The sequence below is a fragment of the Amphritea japonica ATCC BAA-1530 genome (assembly GCF_016592435.1).
Lineage (GTDB): Bacteria > Pseudomonadota > Gammaproteobacteria > Pseudomonadales > Balneatricaceae > Amphritea > Amphritea japonica.
In genome coordinates, this window is the sequence record NZ_AP014545.1 from 1,490,595 (window position 1) to 1,511,017 (window position 20,423).

Consider the following 20,423-nt stretch of genomic DNA (forward strand, 5'->3'; position numbering starts at 1 on the left):
GGTATGAATTTCGTTCTTCGGCGGAGAGATCCGCCGAAGTTGTCGTGATGAGCTGTCATGAGGCTAAGTGTTGCATGAGAGTTTTCTATCAGGACTTAGCGCTTGAGGTAGTGGTTGAAATCCACATTGCCGGCCGTCAGTACTGCTTGAATACGGTTGTGTACGCCAAGCTTGCGCAGGATGGCGCTAACATGAGCCTTAACGGTGGTTTCTGCGATATTGAGGTTATAGGCGATCTGTTTATTGGATTCTCCTTCAGACATTCGCTCGAGTACCAATAACTGTCTGCGGGTGAGGGAGGAAAGCATCTCGGGAGGGATTTTACTTTCATCGTGACGGCGGTGCATGCCGTCAGAGGGCTTTTCTGAGCGAATGATATCGGAAGGCAGGTATACATTGCCGTCAAGAATCTGTTGCAGTGCTTCTGTCATCTGCTCTCGGGGAGATGATTTTGTGATAAACCCGACAGCGCCGTAGGTAATTGCTTGTAATACGATCTGTTTGTCCTGTTCTGCTGAGACAATAACAACCGGAATAGTAGGAGAGTCATTGCGAAGACTCATCAAGCCATTAAGGCCATTCATGCCAGGCATATTCAGGTCCAGTAGAATCAGATCGAGATCGTCTTCTTCCTGGGCGATGATCAAAGCGCTATCCAGATCTTCGGTCTCAAGTGTCTCGCAACCGGGAAAACCATTTGCGATGACGCTGCTGATCGCTTCGCGAAACAATGGATGGTCGTCTGCAATTAAAATTTTATACACTTTGATCTCCCGCTGGACGTCTGCGTTACTGGCAGTTTATCGTCCGTTATAATTATTCTGTAATGGGACTGGGTAGTTACCACAGTTTATAACGTTTTTTACTTATTCGCCTGAAATAGCTCCGGACTCAATGTCGTTTCTGGTAGGTCAGCTTCCTGCCAGCCATCGATTCCCTCTTTATACCAATATAGTTCTGTATAGCCCCAGCTGTATGCGCGTTTTACTGCATTCCAGGACATCCAGCAATCAGCGGTACAGTACAGGACTATAGCGAGATTCTTTCTACCACCGGTTCCCTGATAGAGGTTATCTCGAAAATAATCCATCCAGGCTTGCTCCGGTTCTCCCTGACCTACATTGGGAAGCCAGCGACTGCCTGGGATGCCCGGTTGAGGCTGTTGCTGTAGAAAAACTCCCTGACGCCATTGCAAAGGTTGTACATTTATCAGTAGCGGTGGTGTTTCAGAGCTGATTTTAGCGTTCAGCTCCGCGGTAGTAATTAACTGTCCGCCCTCTGCATGATCCGGTGTGGGGCTACGATATCGGGTTATCCGGTATCCATCAAAGTTAAACAGGAAAGGATCATCCTGATAATTACTCAGCCAATGCTGATCTGCCTTATCAGGTGAGCCCGGTGTATTTAAGCTGATAAGCAGCAACATCAGTACAATGAATAACTTAGATTTCCTCCTCCTTTTCACTTAAACCACCTCTGAGTCTATTACACCTATAGAACCGGTAAATGGATATTCTACTATGAGCCTGAAAAACCAGTACTTAAGTACTGGTTTTGTGAGAAGTTAATAATTACTATGCGCTGCATATATGGGCTTTTTATGTATTGATATATGTCAATTTATCGCAAGATTTTTGGGTGTATACTGCTTGCGTCGATATATGTGAGCTTTTTAACCTTTTAAGTCGTAAAAAAACTGGATTTCATAAATGTTGCAAAAGGTTGATTCGACTCGGCTGCCCACTCAGCTTTTGTGGGGGATCTCTTTCATTGTCATTTTGCTTCTGTTTACGCAGAGCGTCTATTTTTACATCAATACTAAAGCTAACCACCAGCAACAGCTAGATTCACTTCGTGAAACACTTATCGAGCGTCAGCGTAGCCGACTTGCTACGGAATTGCATGATGCTGAGCAAGTGGTCGATCGAATGTTTGCTGAAGCAGCTGTTTTGCTGAAGCAGCAATCTCGTCTGCACACTCGCCATGCTTTGGCGCTAATGAATTCTCTCTATCAGCGTTATCACCTTCAGCTCAGTGAAAAAGAGATGAAACAGATGTTGATTGAGGCGTTAAGGGGGCTTCGTTTCTTCGATGGGCGGGGTTACTTCTTTATCGATCAGATGGATGGCGTCGCTGTTTTATTGCCTATAGCACCTCATGTAGAAGGAGAGTCTCTTCTCGATAATCAGGACGATACTGGCCACTTTATTATGCGAGGGCTTATCGATGCAGTATCAAATGAGCAACGTGCGGGGTATTCCTATTATCGTTGGTATGCCCCTGAGAATGATCGACAGATGAAACAAAAGATCGCCTATGTGGAGGTGTTTGAACCCTATAACTGGATTGTGGGTACCGGAGATTATATTCATCAGGTTGAAAAGGATCTCATTCCCAAGGTCTTCGACTATATAAGAAATATCCGTTTTGGTGAAACCGGTTATGTCGCAGTTCAGGCAAGGGAGGGCACCTTGTTAGTCAGTAATGTGACACCTGAGAAAGAAGGGCTTAATTTTCTTACTGATTCTAATCGCGTGCATAGGAGCGCAGCAGATAAAGTGACGAAAACTGCCCTCAACGGTGGCGGTTATGTCTTATATGAATGGTTCCGGTCTGGCAGTGATAAAACTAGTCAGAAACTATCTTTGGTAGGCCCGGTAAATGATCGAAATTGGATTTTAATAGCCGGAATTTTTCAGGATGAGTTAAATCAGTTGATAGCTAAGCAGAGAGACCGTCTCAATACTGAGCTCAGACAGAGCAGTGTGAACATGGTTATTGTACTGACCCTTATAGGCTTGTTCGCTATCGTTATCACGCAGTCTTATAGTCGTTGGCTAAAAAGACGCTTTCATCGGTATCAGGATAATATTGATAAACAGCAGACAATGCTTCATCAGACGGCCGAGTCCCTGAAACTCAGTGGCCTTATTGTAGAGTCAGCCTACGAAGGAATTGCGGTTTGTGATCCGCAGAACAGAATTCTAAAAGTTAACAGTGCTTTTACTCGCATAACCGGGTACGAGGAAGCTGAGATTGTTGGTAATACCCCAGCACTACTTGGGTCAGGAAGGCACGACAAAGGTTTCTATCTACAGATGTGGAAGAGGCTGAATGCCCAGGGCTTTTGGCGAGGGGAGATCTGGAATAAACGTAAGAATGGTGAGATATATCCTCAAATTTTATCGATCACAGCATACAAGGATCTTACGGGTAAAGTTCAAAATTATATTGCGATATTTAATGATATTACCCAACGGGTAGAGGTCGAACAGCAACTCAGATCTATGGCTGAAACAGACCCACTGACGGGGCTGGGAAATCGACGTACACTGATGGCATGCCTAGATCGTGATTTGGCGGCTGCGGATCGATATGGCGCGCCTGATACGGCGTTGCTATTTGTCGATCTTGATCACTTTAAAGCGGTTAATGATACCTACGGCCATGATATTGGCGATGCTGTATTGATTGAAGTGGCAAACTGTCTTAAACGTTGCTTGCGTGACTCGGATCTGGCATGCCGGATCGGTGGCGATGAATTTGTTGCTGTTGTGCAGCTGCAGGCAAAAGAGGATCTGGAGCAGCTAGAGGCTCTCAGTAGTCGTTTATTGAACGAATTGGTGAAACCTGTTCTGTTATCCGGTGTTGAAATAGAGCTTAGTTGCAGTGTTGGTGTGTCGATACGTGATGGTGTTGGCGATGATGGCATAAGTCTGATGAAGCGTGCTGATCAGGCGCTTTACGAAGCGAAGCGCCGGGGTCGTGGCAGAGTCGTGTTTTATTCTGAAGAAGTTAGCGTTTCCCCATCCCCTGCTGAGGCTGAAAACCTCTGACGGCCAGTATTGAGGCTACCACTGTCACTAAAGTAACAATAATTAACGCTTCGCTGTTTCCCTGTTGATATAAGGCAAACCGAATGAACTCTACGCCGTGACTAAAGGGGTTCCAGGCGCATACCCAATACAACCATTCGCTGGCTTCACGCATTTTCCATAAAGGATAGAGGGCAGAAGAGAGAAAGAACATCGGGAAAATCACGAAGTTCATGACACCGGCGAAATTTTCTAGCTGTTTGATCCTGGCTGAGATAAACAGCCCGATTGCGCTCAGCATCATTGCCACCAGGAGAAAAGCGGGTAGCGCTGTGAGATAACCCCATAGCGGAGCTTCGACCCCCCAGAACCAGGCTATAAGCAGGAAACCATAGACCTGCAGTAACGAAATGAGTGATGTGGACATGAGCTTTGATAGCAGCAAAAAGGGTCTGGGAAGAGGGCTGACTAAGAGTACCCTCATGCTACCCATCTCCCGGTCATAGACCATCGAAAGAGAGCTTTGCATGCCATTAAACAAGATGATCATGGCGCATAGCCCTGGCACGATATACACCTCGTAGGTGATATAGGTTTCATAGGGTTCGATAATAGCGATGCCCAGTGCTGCCCTGAAACCTGATGCAAATACTACCAGCCATAACAGAGGCCTCACCAGGGCGCTGAAAAAGCGCGAGCGCTGTTGTACGAAGCGTAAAAGCTCTCGCTGTAGCAAGCCGTTAAAACAGACCAGGCCATCTTTGAGGGTCACGGTTGTTCTCCTGTATCTTTTTGGCCGGTAAGTGTCTGAAACAGATCGCTTAGATTGGCGATATTATGTTGCATGCACAGTTGGCTGACGCTGTCGCTGGCCAGAATTTTTCCCTGATGCAGGATAGTGACCGGATCATCTTCTTCTACTTCCTCAATCAGGTGTGTCGCCCACAATACGGTTAGTTGCTCCTGTTGACACAGTTGTCGAATATGGTGGTTGAGTGATGTTCGGGTAGAGGGGTCAAGGCCCACGCTGGGTTCGTCTAATAGTAAAATAGTGGGCTGGTGCAGTAGTGCCCGAGCTATTTCTACCCGGCGTCGGTGCCCACCGTTGAGGCTGCGTACTTTGTCATGTAAACGTTCACTGAGCCCAAAGCGTTCCAGTTCTGTCGTAATTCTGGGGGTAGCCAGGCGTTTGGGAATGCCATGAAGTGCTGCGTGGTAGTAGAGATTCTGCGCAACAGTCAGATCCAGATCCAGAGTGCTTTGCTGAAAGACAACACCGAGCTTACGCATCACTTCTGCCGGATGCTGAGCAATACTACGCCCGGCAATAATGATCTCTCCAGATTGCAGGGCATAGAGGCGAGTGAGTAATGCATAGAGGGTGCTTTTACCGGCGCCGTTCGGCCCCAGCAGTGCATTAAAACATCCTTCTTGCAGCGTTAAGTTGATTCCCTTCAATGCTGTTCGGGAGCCGTAGCTGAAACTGAGGTTATGGATCTCAATGCTCATGATTATTTAACAGATCAGGGCTTGATCCTGACTCCCCACGGGTAGCGGCCAACTTTTATCGATTTTATCACCTTCATTTTTTCTACATCGATCACGGATACATCACCGCTGATGCCGTTGGTAGTGAGCAGGCGAGTCTGATCGGAATTGAAATCCATATGCCATACCCGACGACCTACCAGCAGGTAATCCAGTACTTCGTAGGTTTTAGCGTCCACCAGAGCGATATGGTTTGCTGGCCCAAGTGCGACAAAAGCATATTTACCATCATCAGTGAGCCTTACGCCCACCGGCTGTACTTTATCGGGATGAATACCCCTTATCTTGAAATTGAGTTTATGAGTGATTTTGCGGCTGGCGACATCAATGATAGAGACGGTGCCGCCTATCTCTGAAGAGGCCCATACGATGCTACCATCTTTATTAAACTCGACGTGACGGGGGCGCTGATCAACCAGTGTATTATCAATCAGTTGATTAGTTTCGGTGTCTATCCAATGAACCATGTTAGTTGTTTCACTGGTACTCAGCGCCCATTTACCATCCGGACTAACGGCCATGCCTTCGGGTTCTACGCCGACATCAATCTGAGCTAAGACTTCCTGGGTTTGGGTATCAACAACGGTGACCAAAGCATCATCTTCATTGGCGATGTAAAGACGACGATCATCGGGATGCAAAGCGAACTGCTCCGGATCTTCGCCAGAGGGTAGCTGGGCAATAATGCTGTGATCGCTGAGATCCATAACCTGGACGGTGTCGGAATCGCTGGCGCAGATATACAGCTTAGTGCGGTCATGACTAAAAATGATTCCCCGGGGCCGTTCACCGACATCGATAGTCTCCGTAACCTCGAGCGTATCCATATCGATAATAGACAACGTATCATCTTTCTCATTGGAGACATAAGCGGTTTCAGCTATAGCTATGGAGCTAAGTAACGCTCCACTTAGCATAGAGATCACCAGGATGTTTTGGGGAAATCTTAAGGTCTTCATAAAAACAGATCCTATTGTTGTTTTATTGCTGTATTGAATGACACAGTGCAACGGGATTCAGGCTTATCAATGCCCAGAGTATCCAAATCTGTGACCGGGTGTAGAAAGCCCTCTAAAGGAGGTTGTGAAACCAGAGACCGGGGTTGCACCAGCGGAATAGGCTGGCGTAACTGGCCGCTCCAGTTGCGGTAGTTTAGTTTACGCCCCTTAAAGGCGGCTAACTGAAACTGATCCGAATTGATAAAGCTAAAGAGTGTGGCCGGGTCTGATGAACGGGTTTGAGTCACCGCTTCACCTATCGTTCTTACCGCGGCCCAGGCAGCGTAATCTTTACTATTCATCCAGCGTTGAAACTCTTTGTCGAAACGGCTCTGAAGCTGTGCGGCTCCCCATTGTTCAATGACCCGATGCCAGGCAACCGGCGTTAGACCCTGAGTCCCCGCAACTGGCCTTGGATACCAGGTGTTGTACATAACGTATTCACCGAAGTCTCCACGTTCATCGGCGACAACAACAAGGTCATATTCATCGGTTTGAGTAAAGAGCGGGAGTTCGCGTTGGGCAGTGCGACGCAGATCAGTATCAAAACTCCAGGTTTTCTCAGCGACAATCTTTACGCCAAAACGTTTTGCGCTGCGCTTGAGTGAGTCGGCGTAGGCGATATCTTCTGGTTGAGAGCCTTTGATTAGTAGCCAGCGTTGTAGTCGTCTTGCCGTACTCCATTGTCCCAGTGCATCGGTTAACATTGCCCGGCTGGGGAGGGTGTGCAGTGTATTGGATAAACAAGTCTCTGTTCTTAGTTCATTGGCGTAACTGCCTGCATTAAAAATGATGGCGCCATAGGCAGTAGCGATATTCGTGACGGCCAGGAGTTCATTTTTAGGAAGGTCTGTTATCAGTAGTCGAATTCCGTCGTCCAGCCACTGAGTAACGATACTGCTAACCTGTTCGGGCGTTTCGGCGAGTGCAGATGCCAGCGAGTAATGCTGTTTAAGAAAGCGTCCCGTAGTGTTGTTGTCATTTAATCCCAGTTGAGCGCCGTTGAGCCCTCTGCCTTGAGGCTCAGGGAGTAAATTTGACAGAACTGGTCCACGATCAGGGTGATAAGCCAGAAAGCCTATTCGTGTTTCTTGCTCTTCTGCAATCGCAATTATGCTGAGTAGTTGAAAGCTCAGGATCAAGATAAAAGATTTCAATATGTGCATATAAGCTCGCTGATCATTATTCACTACAGAGTAGTCTTTCAGAATAGGGTGTACAGAAGAGGTATTAAATATGCGGAAAGTACCGATCAATTAGTTCTGAAGTACTATTTTTTAAAAACAGCAAGGGCTTAGCATTAACTGAAAGAAATAATAATTCAGAGGCAAAAGTTATGGCTAGTCTGTTTTCTAGTAGTGTAGCAGCAACAATTATTACCCTGGGAATGACCCTGAGTGGGGCGGTAATGGCGAAAGGAGATCTGACTCGTAAACCTCAGGCCCTGCCTGATCTGGTGATGGGTAGCGAAGAGAGTGATTATAGTTTTTCACAGAAAACCTATGAACTGGAAACCGGTCAGGCCTACAAGCTGGAAATCGTTTCAAGCGGGCAAAAAGAGTATGCCTTGCAAGCGCCAGCTTTTTTTACCTCCATTTTTCTGCGAAAAGTAGAAGCCGGGGGAATGGAGATTAAAGCGGTTGGTCTGACTGAGTTAGAGTTTGAAGATGAAGGCAGTGCTGAAATTTATTTTGTTCCTGTTAAGCCCGGAACCTACGAATTCTATGCGAACGGATTGCAGAACAAGGGCATGGTTGGGACCTTTGTTGTTAAGTAGCTGGTTTATCGGGATGTGTAACGGTTAAGCAACCACTTAAGAGGGCGCTTGATGAGAAAAGTACCAGTTTCATTGTTGCTTACGGCGCTCCTGTCTGTCCTGGCGGTAAACAGTTTTGCTGATTCAGATAGCAAACTGTCAGATGAATTTATCGATGCTCAACCTCGTATACAGCTCTACATGGCTTACGCCGAATTTAAGATGGGCAATCATCAACTGGCTCAACAGATGTGGCTCAGTATTGGTGGGTCAGGTAGAGCTGAAGCGTTGTTTAATCTTGCTAACATGTATGCGCAGGGTGTCGGGGTTAAGCAAAATCTGAAGCAGGCAGTAAGCTTATACCGAGAATCAGCTGAGGCGGGCAGTCGATCGTCAGCGTATCAGCTAGGTATTATTTACTTGAATAGTTCCGGTTTTCAAAATGAAGAACGGGCTCGTTACTGGCTTACAGTCGCTGCGCTGGATGGCGATAATGATGCTGCAAATCTTCTGGCAGGATTAGTGAATAATGATTCTTCAGATCCGATGTCCGAAGTACAGGCTTTGCTGATTAACGGAGAAACATCGCTGGCATTAGATAAGCTGCAAACACTGGCCGAAGCGAGGCCTGCGAATATTCGGGCGATCACTCGACTGGCCTGGCTTTATGAGAGTGGTTTGGCGGTTGAGCGAGATCTTGCCCGGGCCGCAGAGCTCTTCATGCAGGCTGCAGAAGCGGGCGATGCAGAAGCGCAATATGCCATCTCTGTGATGTACCAAACCGGCGTGGGCAAACCACAAAACGGCCAACAAGCTCTCTATTGGCTGGAACGATCAGCTGCTCAAGGTTTTCAGACCGCTATGAATAAACTTACGGATAAAACAGCCAAATAACCCTAATGGCGTTTGTTAGGAAAGTTGTTTTGTCAGTTCGTCTATATATCGTCAATGTTCAAATCATATGCCTGCTATCATACGGTTATGTCGTATCTGTGCCTCTGCGCCTGCTCTCCAGGCTATGTGCTAAATTCCTTTGTGTTAGACTCTTTAAAATAGTGTGATAGATGTACTTTTTAGATCGATGATCAGCTGCTACTGTTAAGCGTTAATGTAGATGCGTAGTGACGTGGTAAAAAGGAAACAGGTATAAATCCGGATGTCAGAAAAAATACTGCTGATCGAAGATGATGAGAAACTGACGGAGCTGCTTAGCTTGTATCTCACGCGCAATGGTTTTGACGTTGAAGTGGGCCATCGGGGGACAGATGCAGAGCCAATGCTATTACGCTCTCAACCTGACCTATTGATTCTTGATCTAATGTTGCCGGGTATGGATGGCTTGAGTGTTTGCCGTCAGGTTCGTAGTTTTTTCAAAGGTAAAATCTTAATTCTGACAGCAAGTGATGACGATATGGATCAGGTAGCTGCATTGGAGATGGGTGCGGATGACTTTGTCTGTAAGCCGCTTCAGCCAAGGGTTCTATTGGCCAGGATAAGAATGTTACTGCGTCGCCAGGGTAATGATTCTCCATCGACAGCTGAAAAGACTATTGAGAAAGCGCCTGTCTCTGATGAGAATGTGTCACTGTTGAGGTTGGGAGGACTGGAGCTTAACAACCTGACTCAGCGCTGCTTTCTCGATGGAGAATTGGTCAATATAACCCCTGGTGAGTTTGATTTGCTTTGGTATCTGGCCACTAACGCGGATCAGGTACTGTCCCGTGATCAGCTGGTAAAACAGACTCGGGGAATAGAATATGACGGTGTCGATCGTACGATTGACAATAAAATCGTTCTATTGCGTAAGAAGTTAAATGATAACCCCTCATTACCAAACCGAATAATTACAGTAAGAGGAAAGGGATATCTGCTGGTGTCAAATAATTGGGTTTAGCTGATTGACTGTCCCTCCCTCCCATACAAACCCATACATTAATGACTGAGACGATAGTAGGTTAAAGCTGTCAGAATGTTCAATACACGTAACTTTTAACTGGTTACGTCTTCAAATAATTATCTGGATGGAATCATGGCCAGGCTGTTCTTTACACTTTATATCGGCATGATCGGTGCCATATTTGCTTTGTTCTTCACCATTGATCTTGTGGCTAAGCGAATGGCTTACGATCTAGAGGCGCGAGATGTTGAGCAGACACTGGGGGGGTACATCGAGTTATTTCAGGAGATTCATGTACTAGCAGGATCAGATGCAATGTTTGCTGCGATGCAGCGCACTGCAAAAATCAATAATCAGCTGCTGTCTGAAGTCACTGATATAAAGTTACTTGAATCAAAATCAATTCGTAACCTTCCAAAACCAGGGATTTTTCATGAGAGCCTTGATCCGAATGATGATGAAGTCATCTATTTTCGCTTAAACGTTAACGATAAGGTTTATCAAATAACGCCGGACCAAAGTGCTGAAATCTGGCGTGTAGCGGAAATGTTATCTTTGGCCTTTCTAGGCGGTTTTTTTCTTATTACTGCCCTGGCGCTTGGTATCTGGATCTATCTTTTACACAATAAACTGAAGAAGCTTGAGCGATCAGCCATACGTATTGCAGATGGTGATTTCTCCGCTCGGGCCCCGACTACATTTAAGCACCGGGTTGGCGGTTTAAACCGTGCTTTTAATCTGATGGCTGAACGAGTTGAACAATTGATCGCTAGTCATAAAAGACTGACAAATGCGGTTGCTCATGAATTACGTACGCCCATATTTCGTTTGCGGTGTCAGCTAGAGCTTTTGGAGCATGGTATTGATGTTGCCGAGCATAATAGATTTGTTAATGGTATGGATGAAGACCTGACAGAGCTCGATCAGATGGTGGATGAACTACTGAGTTATGCGCGGATGGAGCGCTCGGGAGGCGACGTTTTAGTACTTAAATCCCACGAATTAAATCAGTGGTTATTGGAGCGGCATGAAGGACTGGAGCGAAACTGTCGTAAATCGTTAATGCTGAAAACCGCTAAGCCTGTTGTGATTGAGTATGATGAACGTTTGATATTGCGGGCCTTAACAAATCTGATTCGTAATGCCGATAAATTTGCGCAACAGCGAATAGAACTTAGTATTAATCAACAAGCCGGCTTTGCTGTTATCTGTGTAGAGGATGATGGTGTTGGTATACCTGAAGCAGACAGAGAAAGAGTGTTCGAGCCTTTTGAGCGGGTCGATAATGCACGAACCCGTGAATCAGGTGGCCATGGCCTGGGGCTGTCTATTGTACGGGAAATAGTTGCGCAGCATGAAGGATATATACAGATCTCTGAATCTTCTCTGGGAGGCGCTCGAATCGAAGTCTATCTGCCTTTAATGCTACCGCAGCCCTGAAGGATATGCGGTAGCAATTCGCGGAACTATTATAAAATACAATCAGCTTACTGTTTCCATACAATCTGATACAGGCTGACGATACTGTCAGTGCTCTCTTCTCATCACAATAGTCTTATCGAAATCAAACAACCGATGAGACATTCCAATGAAACATACATTATTACCAATCACCGCTGCTGTCATTCTATCTTGTTCTGCTCTGTCTGTTGCGGCAGGCGAATTTACAATCGGCGCAGGCGGTTCTGTATTTAAATCCCCTTATAAAGACTTTAAAGATGATTCCGCGCCACTGCTATTTGTAGAGTATCAGGGTGAAGACCTGAGTGTCGGGTTGGATGGTATTAGCTATAGAGTGATGGGAAATGATAACTCTCCATTGAGCCTGTACGCCACCCTTGCTTCGGTAGGGGAGGGATTTGATAGTGGTGATTCTACGTTCTTTTCCGGTATGTCAGATCGTGACACGAGTGTAGATTTAGGTGTGACAGCGGCATACCAGATAGGTGAGGGAGCTGTGAGTGGATCACTGCTTCATGATGTATCCGATACGCATAATGGCTTTGTAGCTGATGTTAGTTATAGCCATGGCTTTGAAATTGCGGGTAAGGCTTACCTGACCCCTGCAGCGGGTATCGTTTATATGAGCGAAGATTATGCTGATTATTATTTTGGTGTTCGTGACTCTGAAGCGACCGCCAATCGAGCCGCTTACAAGGCCGATGCAGCGTTCAATCCTTATGTGGGTGTAGAGATGATTGTTCCTATGGGTGAAAGCTGGCAGTTAGTGAGCAATGCTAATTACATATGGCTGGGTGATGAAGTAGAGCAATCGTCAATTGTTGATCGTGATAATGCCTGGAGTGCAACTTTGGGTCTCGCATATACCTTCTAGCAGTCAGTAACTAATGCAGGCGCACCTCAGTAACTCCGGTCAGGTGCTGAGTGTGCTTGAGGGCAAAAGTATCTCTACCAAGGCGGGAGAAAAGTAATGAAAGGTTCCAATCTACTGGCGCTAGGTATTTTTGCCGTGGTAGCGATCTGGATGATGACAGGAGACATCAGAAGTACACTGAGTGATACTGATAATAGTGCATCAGAAACAGCTGTAGCTGAATACTCTTCAGTTGCAGCGGATAGTGAAACTCAAGGTTCTCATGTGTCGGTGCAGGTTGAAACCATGATTGCTGAAAACATAGATAGGAGATTGGTGCTACAAGGCCAGGTATTACCTTATCGGAAAGCGACATTACGCGCTGAAGCAACGGGTAGAGTTGTCGAACTGCCAGGTCGACGGGGGGAGAGAGTATCTGCCGACCAGTTGCTGTTAAAGCTATCAGCGGATGATCGTACAGTCCGGTTATTGCAGGCTAAAGCAGTATTACGGCAGCGGAAAAGTGATCTGTCTGCACATGAAACGTTAATGGCTAAAGGTTTGAAAGCAAAGAATCATGTGATTCAAAGTAAAGCACAATTGGCTATTGCTGAAGCTGAATTGGAGCAGGTTAGAATTGAGCTGAAGAATACCCGTATTCTGGCGCCTTTCGCCGGCATACTCGAACAGAGAAAACTGGAAATAGGCGATTTTGTAGATCGGGCAGACCCGGTAGCAACCATTGTCGATGACAGTCAGGTATTGCTGGTCGCGCAGGTTTCTCAGCGTAATTTGGGATGTCTTCAGCTGGGTCAGCAGGTGAGTGCGGAATTGATATCAGGGAAAAAATTGAATGGCCGCCTGAGTTATATAGCGACTGTTGCTGATGATGAAACCCGTAGTTACCGGATTGAGGTTGAAGTGCCTAACCCTGAAGGTGAACGTTGGATAGGTTTGAGCGTTAGTCTTGATATTTCCGTTGAACAACTGAAAGCTCATCGGTTATCAGCAGCACTGCTGAGTCTTAACAGTGATGGCGGGCTGGCCATTAAAACATTGAGTTCTGACCGTAAAGTGCTGACGACACCCGTCAGTATTGTTCGTTCCGAAACGGATGGTGTCTGGGTAACTGGATTGCCAGATAAGGTAAGGGTAATAACCCGTGGTCAGGGTTTTTATCAGCCGGGTGATAGTCTGCCGGTTTCCTCTGTTATGAATAGTCCGATGGTGCTCACTTCGACAGGAGATCAGTAATGCGATCTTTTATAGAGGCGGCTCTGAACCGCAGTCGTACCGTTATATTGATCCTTATCTTCTTGTTAATCGCAGGAACCTTTGCATTTATCGCTATACCTAAGGAATCGGACCCCGATGTAGCGATTCCAGTCATCTACGTGTCTATGAGTCATGAAGGAATTGCGCCGGAAGATGCAGAGCGACTGTTGGTACGCCCAATGGAGAATGCTCTGCGTGATGTGGCAGGAATTAAAGAGATACGCTCTATTGCCGCTGAGGGTCATGCGTCAGTGACGTTGGAATTTGATGCCGGATTTGACGCGAAGCAGGCGCTTCAGGATGTGCGGGAAAAGGTTGATATAGCAAAATCAGAACTGCCAGCCAGCACCGACGAACCAACGGTTAATGAAGTAAATATAGCGCTTTTTCCGGTGATGACTCTGAGTCTTTCGGGCAGTATAGGTGAGCGTGAGCTGGTTAGTCTTGCCCGTAAAATGAAGGATGAGATCGAAGCGCTACCAAACGTTTTAAAGGTTGATGTGGGAGGTGATCGCGAAGAGGTAATGGAGGTTCTGGTTGACCCTTTGGCGCTGGAAAGTTATCGCATTGATTTTCAGACGGTACTCAATATTGTCAGTAGAAATAATCAGTTAGTTGCAGCGGGTGCCATAGATTCAGGTGCCGGTCGTATGTTATTGAAAGTGCCTGGCGTAATAGAAAACCTGGATGATGTGCTCAATCTTCCTATTAAGATTCAGGGTAATACCGTAGTAACTTTTGCTGATGTGGCAACTATCAGGAATAACTTTAAAGACCCTGAAGGGTTTGCCCGGGTAGATGGACAACCGGCGATCGCGCTGGAAATATCAAAGCGCTCCGGCGCGAATATTATCGAAACTATTGAGCAGGTGCGTGCCATTGTTGATGTTGCCGAGCTGCGTTTCCCAAAAGCTGTGAGGTTTACCTATATTCTCGACCAGTCAAAGCAGATAAGTTCTATGTTGAATGACCTGCTTAATAATATTGTCAGCGCTATTGTATTAGTGATGCTGATAATTATAGCTGCTCTCGGGTTTCGCTCATCGTTGCTGATCGGCCTGGCTATTCCTGGGTCATTTCTGACTGGCTTGTTGTTTCTTTATTTATTGAATATGACCTTGAATGTCGTTGTTCTCTTCAGTCTCATATTGGTTGTGGGCATGTTAGTCGATGGAGCTATTGTCGTTATTGAGTTGGCGGACAGGCGATTGAAAGAGGGAGCGAATGCCGCTGAAGCTTTTGGTTTCGCTGCCAGACAGATGGCCTGGCCGGTAATCGCTTCGACGGCGACTACTCTGGCTGTATTTGTCCCTTTGGCGTTCTGGCCCGGTATTGTCGGAGAGTTTATGAAGTATCTTCCGATCACAGTGACGCTCTGCTTGCTTGCATCATTGATGATGGCATTGATCTTTCTACCGGTCATCGGAGGGCTGTTGTATCGGGGACATAGGGTTAAACCGGCTCCTGACATAGTGATTGAGGCTGGTTTATTTAAGCGTGGATATATGAGGTTACTAAGTTACTTGATTGGACACCCCGGTAAAACTCTGCTGTTTACGCTAACTCTGGTGATGGTTACCGGCTATACCTACAGTATTTTTGGCAGAGGTGTGGAGTTCTTTCCTGAAGTGGAGCCTGAAACCGCACTGGTAAATGTTCATGCTCGTGGCGATCTGTCAGTGGTTGAGAAAGACCGGATGGTCAGACAGGTAGAAGAACGAATTATGGGAATGCCCGAACTAAAGTCTGTTTACGCCCGCTCGTTTAATCAGGGCAGCGGTGAGGATGTTATCGGTGTTATTCAATTCCAGTTTACCGACTGGTTTACGAGGCGCAGCGCAAAGGAAATAATCAATGAAATGCGGTTAAAAACAGTTTCGGCTGTTCCCGGTGTTTCGCTGGAGTTTCGTGAGCAGGAGTCAGGGCCTTCAGGAGGTAAGCCGATACAGCTACAGATAAGTGGCCTAAATATCGTAGATATTAATCAGGCGACGGGGCATATACGGTCTTTGATAGATAGCTTGGGTGGTTTTCAAAATGTGGAGGATAACCGGCCATTACCAGGTATTGAATGGCGGCTGAAAGTGAACAGAGAGGATGCCGCTCGATATGGTGCCGATATTTCCCAATTAGGAAGTGCGGTCCAGATGTTGACCAGTGGCATCAAGCTAACCGATTACAGGCCAGATTACACTGAAGATGAGGTGGATATACTGATTCGTTTTCCTAAAGAAGAACGACAGCTGGAGCAGCTTGGCCAGCTACGAATTAAAACACCTAAAGGGATGATCCCTATCAGTAACTTTATGGCGTTTGAGCCTGCTGCTAAAACAGGCTCAATCTCCCGTGTTGATGGGATGAAAGTGATTACACTGGGCAGTGAAGTTGAGGAAGGCTTGTTAGCCAGTGACAAACTGCGTGAATTACAGCGGGAACTGACCAATATCACTCTGCCTGAGGGCGTTAAGCTAACTTTCAAGGGGGAAGATGCGGATCAAAAAGAGACCGGTGAGTTTTTACTTAAGGCTTTTCTAATTGCACTGTTCATGATGCTGCTGATATTGGTTACTCAGTTCAACAGCCTTTATCAAAGCTTGCTAATACTCAGTGCTATTTTATTTTCAACGGCGGGTGTCTTATTGGGATTACTGATTACAGCCCAGCCATTTGGCATCGTTATGGTCGGTATAGGTGCTATAGCGCTTGCGGGTATCGTGGTGAACAATAATATCGTGTTGATAGATACCTTTAATAGTTTGCGTAAAGAGGGATTAAAGGTGGCTGAGGCAGCCATAAAAGCGGGAGAACTGCGTTTCAGGCCTGTACTGTTAACGGCGATAACCACGGTGTTGGGATTAGTCCCGATGGTCTTCGCATTGAATGTTGATCTTATTAATCGACAGATTGACATAGGAGCTCCTTCGACGCAGATGTGGACGCAGTTGGCCTCTGCCATAGCGGGAGGGCTTAGTTTCGCAACCCTGCTCACCCTTCTATTAACGCCTTGTATGCTGGTTCTGGGTGAAAGGTTAGTTAAAGCCGCGTAGTAGAGTTTATCGTTCTATGACGTGCCTCTTTTGAATAGCTTGTTTTTCTAACGATTTGATATTGTTTGATTATTTTTGTAATTAGAATTTTACTTAGTACCAAGGTACTGGTTTTTCGGCACCAAAGCAGAATTCTTTGGTATTGCCTGATTGTTTTATTATTTCACCTATAGCGATTTCCCCGTTATTTCTGTTCGTCCCCGCGGGCTGAACGGGTAAATCCGAGATTACTAAAACTCTAATAAGACTGGTGAAGTGAATGAGAATGCCAACTAAAACTCTGGGTGCTGTAACAGCAGGTGCTTTTTCAATGCTGTTTTCTGCGCAAGTACTGGCGCATGGTGATGTGACGCCTCAGACAATGGACACTCAAGAGCTACAGCAACTGGGTGATGAATGGTTAGAGGAAAATCCATATACGTCCGAGTATGAGAAGCACGATGTTGCCGTCGAGATAGGCTTCTCTGCTTATACTCAGAACTGTGCCCGCTGCCATGGTTTAGAAGCGATATCCGGCGGTATTGCTCCTGATCTGCGTTATCTTGAGCCGGGTATTGAAGGTGATGAGTGGTACAAATACCGAGTGCTTAATGGCGCGGTACGCGACGGGCGTGTATATATGCCGAAAATGGCTGAGTACCTGAGCCAGGAAGCTTTGTGGGCTATTCGTGCCTGGTTAGAAACTGTAGCAACCACCGAATAAACGAGACTAAGTGGTGATGCGAATGAGTCGTTTTTTTATCCTGACAACCTTGTTGGTTTTGAGCTGGATCAATACGGCTCATGCGCGTTATTACGATGACGTTATTGCCAGTGGTGAGATCTATATTGGCGCCTATAAAGACTTCCCTCCATACTCTTTTGAGCAGGATGGAAAACCTGCGGGTGTCGATATTGAAGTTGGACGACGTATTGCAAATGCCTTTGGTCTGAAAATGAAGGTTCACTGGATCACACCGGATGAAAACCTGGAAGATGATCTGCGAAATAATGTCTGGAAAGGTCACTATCTCGACAAGGATGATGAAAACCCACTGGCGATGAAGCACCTTGCTGACGTTATGATGCGCGTGCCCTATGACCGGGAGTATGCGTTTAAGCGCGGTGATTTAGACCTGCTGATTAATGATCAGGTTGTGCTCTTTGGCCCTTACCAGCGTGAACGCTGGCAGGTCGCATTTGATAGTAAAAAACTTGAGCGTGTAGGCACCGTCGCTGTATTCCAGTATCACCCTATCGGTGTTGAAATCGATAGTCTGCCCGATTTTTACCTGACTTCTGCCTTCGGCGGAAGGATGCGAAATAATACCCATCACTATCCGACGATACACGATGCTTTTTTTGCTATGCAGGAGGGTAAAGTTGATGCCGTGATGGGGATGCGTGCTGAAGTCGATTGGCGGCTTGCTCAGGCAGACAACCCACGCTACCAGTTGGCAGAAAATGGTTTTCCTTCGATGGGCAAACAGCAATGGGATATTGGTATGGCGGTAAAACAGACCTACCGACAGCTGGGGCATGCCGTAGAAGAAGTTGTTGATGGTTTAATTCGCAGCGGTGAAATAGAAAAAATTTATGCTCAGTATGGAGTGCGATACGAGCTGCCGGGGCTGTATCAGGATGTCACCCAATAAAGAAAATTGAGTCTTAAATGACAGCAGGTTACCGCTAGCAAATTTAGGAAGGAGTAGAGAATGGTCCGGTTTTTATTTCTTATTCTTCTCGCTGCTGCTTCGGTTGTCCAGGCAGCTGAGTCTGACCCTTTACAGTCTCCTATGTGGGACTACACACGTGAGCAGTTTATTGGCTCGGCGCCTTATCGATTTGATGAGCGTATCAAAGTTTCTCTGCCGACGTTTGCAGAAAATCCAACGCAGGTTCCACTTCAGATAGATGCAACGGCTTTGGCTGGAGATATTGAACGCATTGTTGTCTGGGCTGATCTTAATCCGATTCAACATATTTTCACCTATTTTCCTCACCCTGATGTTATCCCAAAAGTGTCACTTAGATTTAAAGTACAACAGGGAACCGCTGTCAGGGCCGCCGTACTGACGCAATCCGGGGTGTGGCATGTAGGCTTCTCTTATCTTGATGCGGCAGGCGGTGGCTGTACTACCCCTAGTACAGGTAATGCCAGTCCATACTGGGAGAATCATCTGGGCGAAACCCAGAGCCGGGTATTTCCATTGGCCTCAGACGGTGGTGTTAGGTTCAAATTCAAAGTAATCCACCCTATGGATACAGGGCTCGCAGATGCGATACCTGAGTTTTATATCCAGCAGGTAATACTGCGTAATGCCCGGGAAGAAGGTCTGGCAAGATTAGAACTGTCTCAGCCGGTGGCTGAGAATCCGGTTATTAGTTTTGATCTCAGGGATGGTCTTAGTGATAAAACCAGTGGTTATCAGCTGTGGATGCGGGATAACAACGGTAATGAATTTGAGAAGGCATTGTAGGAGTACGCTGATGAAATCATTACTGGCTGTTTTCCTTTTAGTGCTTTGCAGTTCTGTATATAGCGCACCGCTGGAATATAACCTCACTGCGCAGGAGATTGCCTCTGGCACCTGGGTCGTTGAGGGAAAACAGGAGGATTTCAGCCGTGCCAATGGCGGTAATATTGTCAATACTGCCTTTGTGGTCACCGGTGATGGTGTTGTGCTTATTGATACCGGTCCCTCTCTACGTTATGGCACTGAGTTACGACAGCTTATCGGCTCAGTAACGGATCAGCCAATACGCTTCGTGCTGAATACCCACCACCACCCCGATCACTTTCTCGGTAATCAGGCTTTTAAGGACAGTTCTATCTACGCACTCCCCGACACCGGGAAGCTGATTGCTCAACAGGGTAATGCATTTGCTGAAAATATGTATCGGATGGTCGGGGACTGGATGCGTTCAACTGAGGTGCATCTGCCTGATAAACCGTTAACGATGAGTCGGTTAGTTTTAGGGGAGCACCGGTTTCGCTTCCTCAGTATGACCGGACATGCAGGAGCTGATCTGGTGGTTTTAGATGAAACCACAGGCGTGCTGTTTGCGGCGGATATCGTATTTTATCAGCGCGCACTGACAACCCCGCATACCCCGGACCTGAAACAGTGGATAGCAGACCTCACACAGCTTGAACAACTGAATTTCCAATGGCTGGTACCCGGACATGGCCCTGTCTCTGAAGGGACGGTGGCCATCGTACAGATGCGAGATTACCTGACATGGCTGGATAAGCGCCTGAGTCAGGCGGCAGAGCAGGGGTTGAGTATGAATGAGGTTATTGAACTACCGCTGGATAGTCGTTTTGCCGGGCTGGCGGTTGCCAGAAAAGAGTATATTCGCAGTGTGGCGCATCTTTATGAACGTTATGAAAATGCGATGTTTCAGTAATCAGGAAAAGGATAATTCGCAATGATTGCAACGATGCCGGAACGGGTGCCGGCTTTAAGTGCGCACTGTAGGCTTTATTTCGACGGTCAGCACAACCGATGGGTGTTTAAAGCGCCGCAGCAGATTATGTTTCCAGATCAGTTTACGTTGGCCGTACTACAGGCCTGTGACGGCCATTGCAGTGAACAGCAGATAGCCCGTTCATTGGTTGCATGTCCAACACGAGAGAGTGTGACTATTGACGATGTTCTGGATCTGTTGGATGAGTTCGAACGGCGAGGGTATCTCTCTGTTATGAGCGCTGCAGGATGATTGTCCGCCACCACTCGAGCAAGTATTACTACTAAGTAAGTAGAAAACTCATTCCCCCGGTTAATTGTTGA

19 protein-coding genes are annotated in these 20,423 nt (G+C 46.6%); 13 read left to right on the top strand and 6 right to left on the bottom strand.

What is annotated here, in order from left to right; translation table 11 throughout:
- Positions 1 to 95: 95 nt before the first annotated feature.
- Both AMJAP_RS06765 and AMJAP_RS06770 read right to left on the bottom strand, forming a co-directional pair.
- On the bottom strand, positions 96 to 764 hold the full coding sequence (locus AMJAP_RS06765; RefSeq protein WP_019621492.1) for a response regulator: 669 nt from the start codon (positions 762 to 764) through the stop codon (positions 96 to 98).
- A gap of 98 nt (positions 765 to 862) precedes the next feature.
- Positions 863 to 1,426, bottom strand: coding sequence for a rhodanese-like domain-containing protein (locus AMJAP_RS06770; RefSeq protein WP_019621493.1), 564 nt, complete (start codon positions 1,424 to 1,426; stop codon positions 863 to 865).
- 283 nt (positions 1,427 to 1,709) lie between these two features.
- On the opposite strand from AMJAP_RS06770, the gene AMJAP_RS06775 reads away from it, so the two are divergent.
- A complete protein-coding gene (locus tag AMJAP_RS06775; RefSeq protein WP_019621494.1) occupies positions 1,710 to 3,836 on the top strand; it encodes a sensor domain-containing diguanylate cyclase in 2,127 nt (708 codons plus the stop codon).
- Here the strand turns inward: AMJAP_RS06775 and AMJAP_RS06780 are convergent.
- From AMJAP_RS06780 to AMJAP_RS06795, 4 genes are read right to left on the bottom strand one after another with little or no spacing between them, the layout of a single operon-like run.
- The gene (locus tag AMJAP_RS06780) at positions 3,796 to 4,587 is read right to left on the bottom strand and encodes an ABC transporter permease (protein WP_019621495.1); all 792 of its coding nucleotides are present in this window, start codon (positions 4,585 to 4,587) and stop codon (positions 3,796 to 3,798) included. The two genes, AMJAP_RS06775 and AMJAP_RS06780, sit on opposite strands and share 41 nt — an antisense overlap.
- The gene (locus AMJAP_RS06785; protein ID WP_019621496.1) at positions 4,584 to 5,324 is read right to left on the bottom strand and encodes an ABC transporter ATP-binding protein; all 741 of its coding nucleotides are present in this window, start codon (positions 5,322 to 5,324) and stop codon (positions 4,584 to 4,586) included. Before AMJAP_RS06785 ends, AMJAP_RS06780 begins: the two co-directional genes overlap by 4 nt.
- Before the next feature lie 14 nt (positions 5,325 to 5,338).
- Positions 5,339 to 6,322, bottom strand: coding sequence for a YVTN family beta-propeller repeat protein (locus AMJAP_RS06790; protein ID WP_019621497.1), 984 nt, complete (start codon positions 6,320 to 6,322; stop codon positions 5,339 to 5,341).
- An 11-nt stretch (positions 6,323 to 6,333) separates the two neighbouring features.
- Positions 6,334 to 7,527 (bottom strand): ABC transporter substrate-binding protein, encoded by a 1,194-nt coding sequence (locus AMJAP_RS06795; protein WP_083935333.1) that lies wholly within the window; start codon positions 7,525 to 7,527, stop codon positions 6,334 to 6,336.
- 170 nt (positions 7,528 to 7,697) lie between these two features.
- Between AMJAP_RS06795 and AMJAP_RS06800 the strand changes: the two genes are divergently transcribed.
- From AMJAP_RS06800 to AMJAP_RS06855, 12 genes are all read left to right on the top strand, one after another.
- Entirely contained in the window at positions 7,698 to 8,138 is a 441-nt protein-coding gene (locus AMJAP_RS06800) for a cupredoxin domain-containing protein (RefSeq protein ID WP_019621499.1), read from the top strand.
- A gap of 51 nt (positions 8,139 to 8,189) precedes the next feature.
- On the top strand, positions 8,190 to 9,011 hold the full coding sequence (locus AMJAP_RS06805) for a tetratricopeptide repeat protein (RefSeq protein WP_019621500.1): 822 nt from the start codon (positions 8,190 to 8,192) through the stop codon (positions 9,009 to 9,011).
- Positions 9,012 to 9,273: 262 nt separating this feature from the next.
- The gene (locus tag AMJAP_RS06810; protein WP_019621501.1) at positions 9,274 to 10,011 is read left to right on the top strand and encodes a response regulator; all 738 of its coding nucleotides are present in this window, start codon (positions 9,274 to 9,276) and stop codon (positions 10,009 to 10,011) included.
- 135 nt (positions 10,012 to 10,146) lie between these two features.
- Positions 10,147 to 11,454: an ATP-binding protein gene (locus tag AMJAP_RS06815; protein WP_019621502.1), complete on the top strand. Its 1,308-nt coding sequence runs from the start codon at positions 10,147 to 10,149 to the stop codon at positions 11,452 to 11,454.
- A gap of 148 nt (positions 11,455 to 11,602) precedes the next feature.
- Positions 11,603 to 12,349, top strand: coding sequence for a MipA/OmpV family protein (locus tag AMJAP_RS06820; protein WP_019621503.1), 747 nt, complete (start codon positions 11,603 to 11,605; stop codon positions 12,347 to 12,349).
- A gap of 96 nt (positions 12,350 to 12,445) precedes the next feature.
- Positions 12,446 to 13,582 (top strand): efflux RND transporter periplasmic adaptor subunit, encoded by a 1,137-nt coding sequence (locus AMJAP_RS06825; RefSeq protein ID WP_019621504.1) that lies wholly within the window; start codon positions 12,446 to 12,448, stop codon positions 13,580 to 13,582.
- Entirely contained in the window at positions 13,582 to 16,650 is a 3,069-nt protein-coding gene (locus AMJAP_RS06830; RefSeq protein WP_019621505.1) for an efflux RND transporter permease subunit, read from the top strand. The genes AMJAP_RS06825 and AMJAP_RS06830 overlap by 1 nt, the downstream gene beginning before the upstream one ends.
- Positions 16,651 to 16,909: 259 nt before the next feature.
- Positions 16,910 to 17,353 carry a cytochrome c-550 PedF gene (pedF, locus tag AMJAP_RS06835; RefSeq protein ID WP_019621506.1) on the top strand — a complete coding sequence of 148 codons (444 nt, stop codon included), beginning with the start codon at positions 16,910 to 16,912 and terminating at the stop codon, positions 17,351 to 17,353.
- A gap of 22 nt (positions 17,354 to 17,375) precedes the next feature.
- On the top strand, positions 17,376 to 18,284 hold the full coding sequence (locus tag AMJAP_RS06840; protein WP_019621507.1) for a substrate-binding periplasmic protein: 909 nt from the start codon (positions 17,376 to 17,378) through the stop codon (positions 18,282 to 18,284).
- 60 nt (positions 18,285 to 18,344) lie between these two features.
- Positions 18,345 to 19,109, top strand: coding sequence for a quinoprotein dehydrogenase-associated SoxYZ-like carrier (locus tag AMJAP_RS06845; RefSeq protein WP_019621508.1), 765 nt, complete (start codon positions 18,345 to 18,347; stop codon positions 19,107 to 19,109).
- A gap of 10 nt (positions 19,110 to 19,119) precedes the next feature.
- A complete protein-coding gene (locus tag AMJAP_RS06850) occupies positions 19,120 to 20,040 on the top strand; it encodes a quinoprotein relay system zinc metallohydrolase 1 (RefSeq protein ID WP_019621509.1) in 921 nt (306 codons plus the stop codon).
- Positions 20,041 to 20,061: 21 nt separating this feature from the next.
- Positions 20,062 to 20,352: a hypothetical protein gene (locus AMJAP_RS06855; RefSeq protein ID WP_019621510.1), complete on the top strand. Its 291-nt coding sequence runs from the start codon at positions 20,062 to 20,064 to the stop codon at positions 20,350 to 20,352.
- Positions 20,353 to 20,423: the final 71 nt, after the last annotated feature.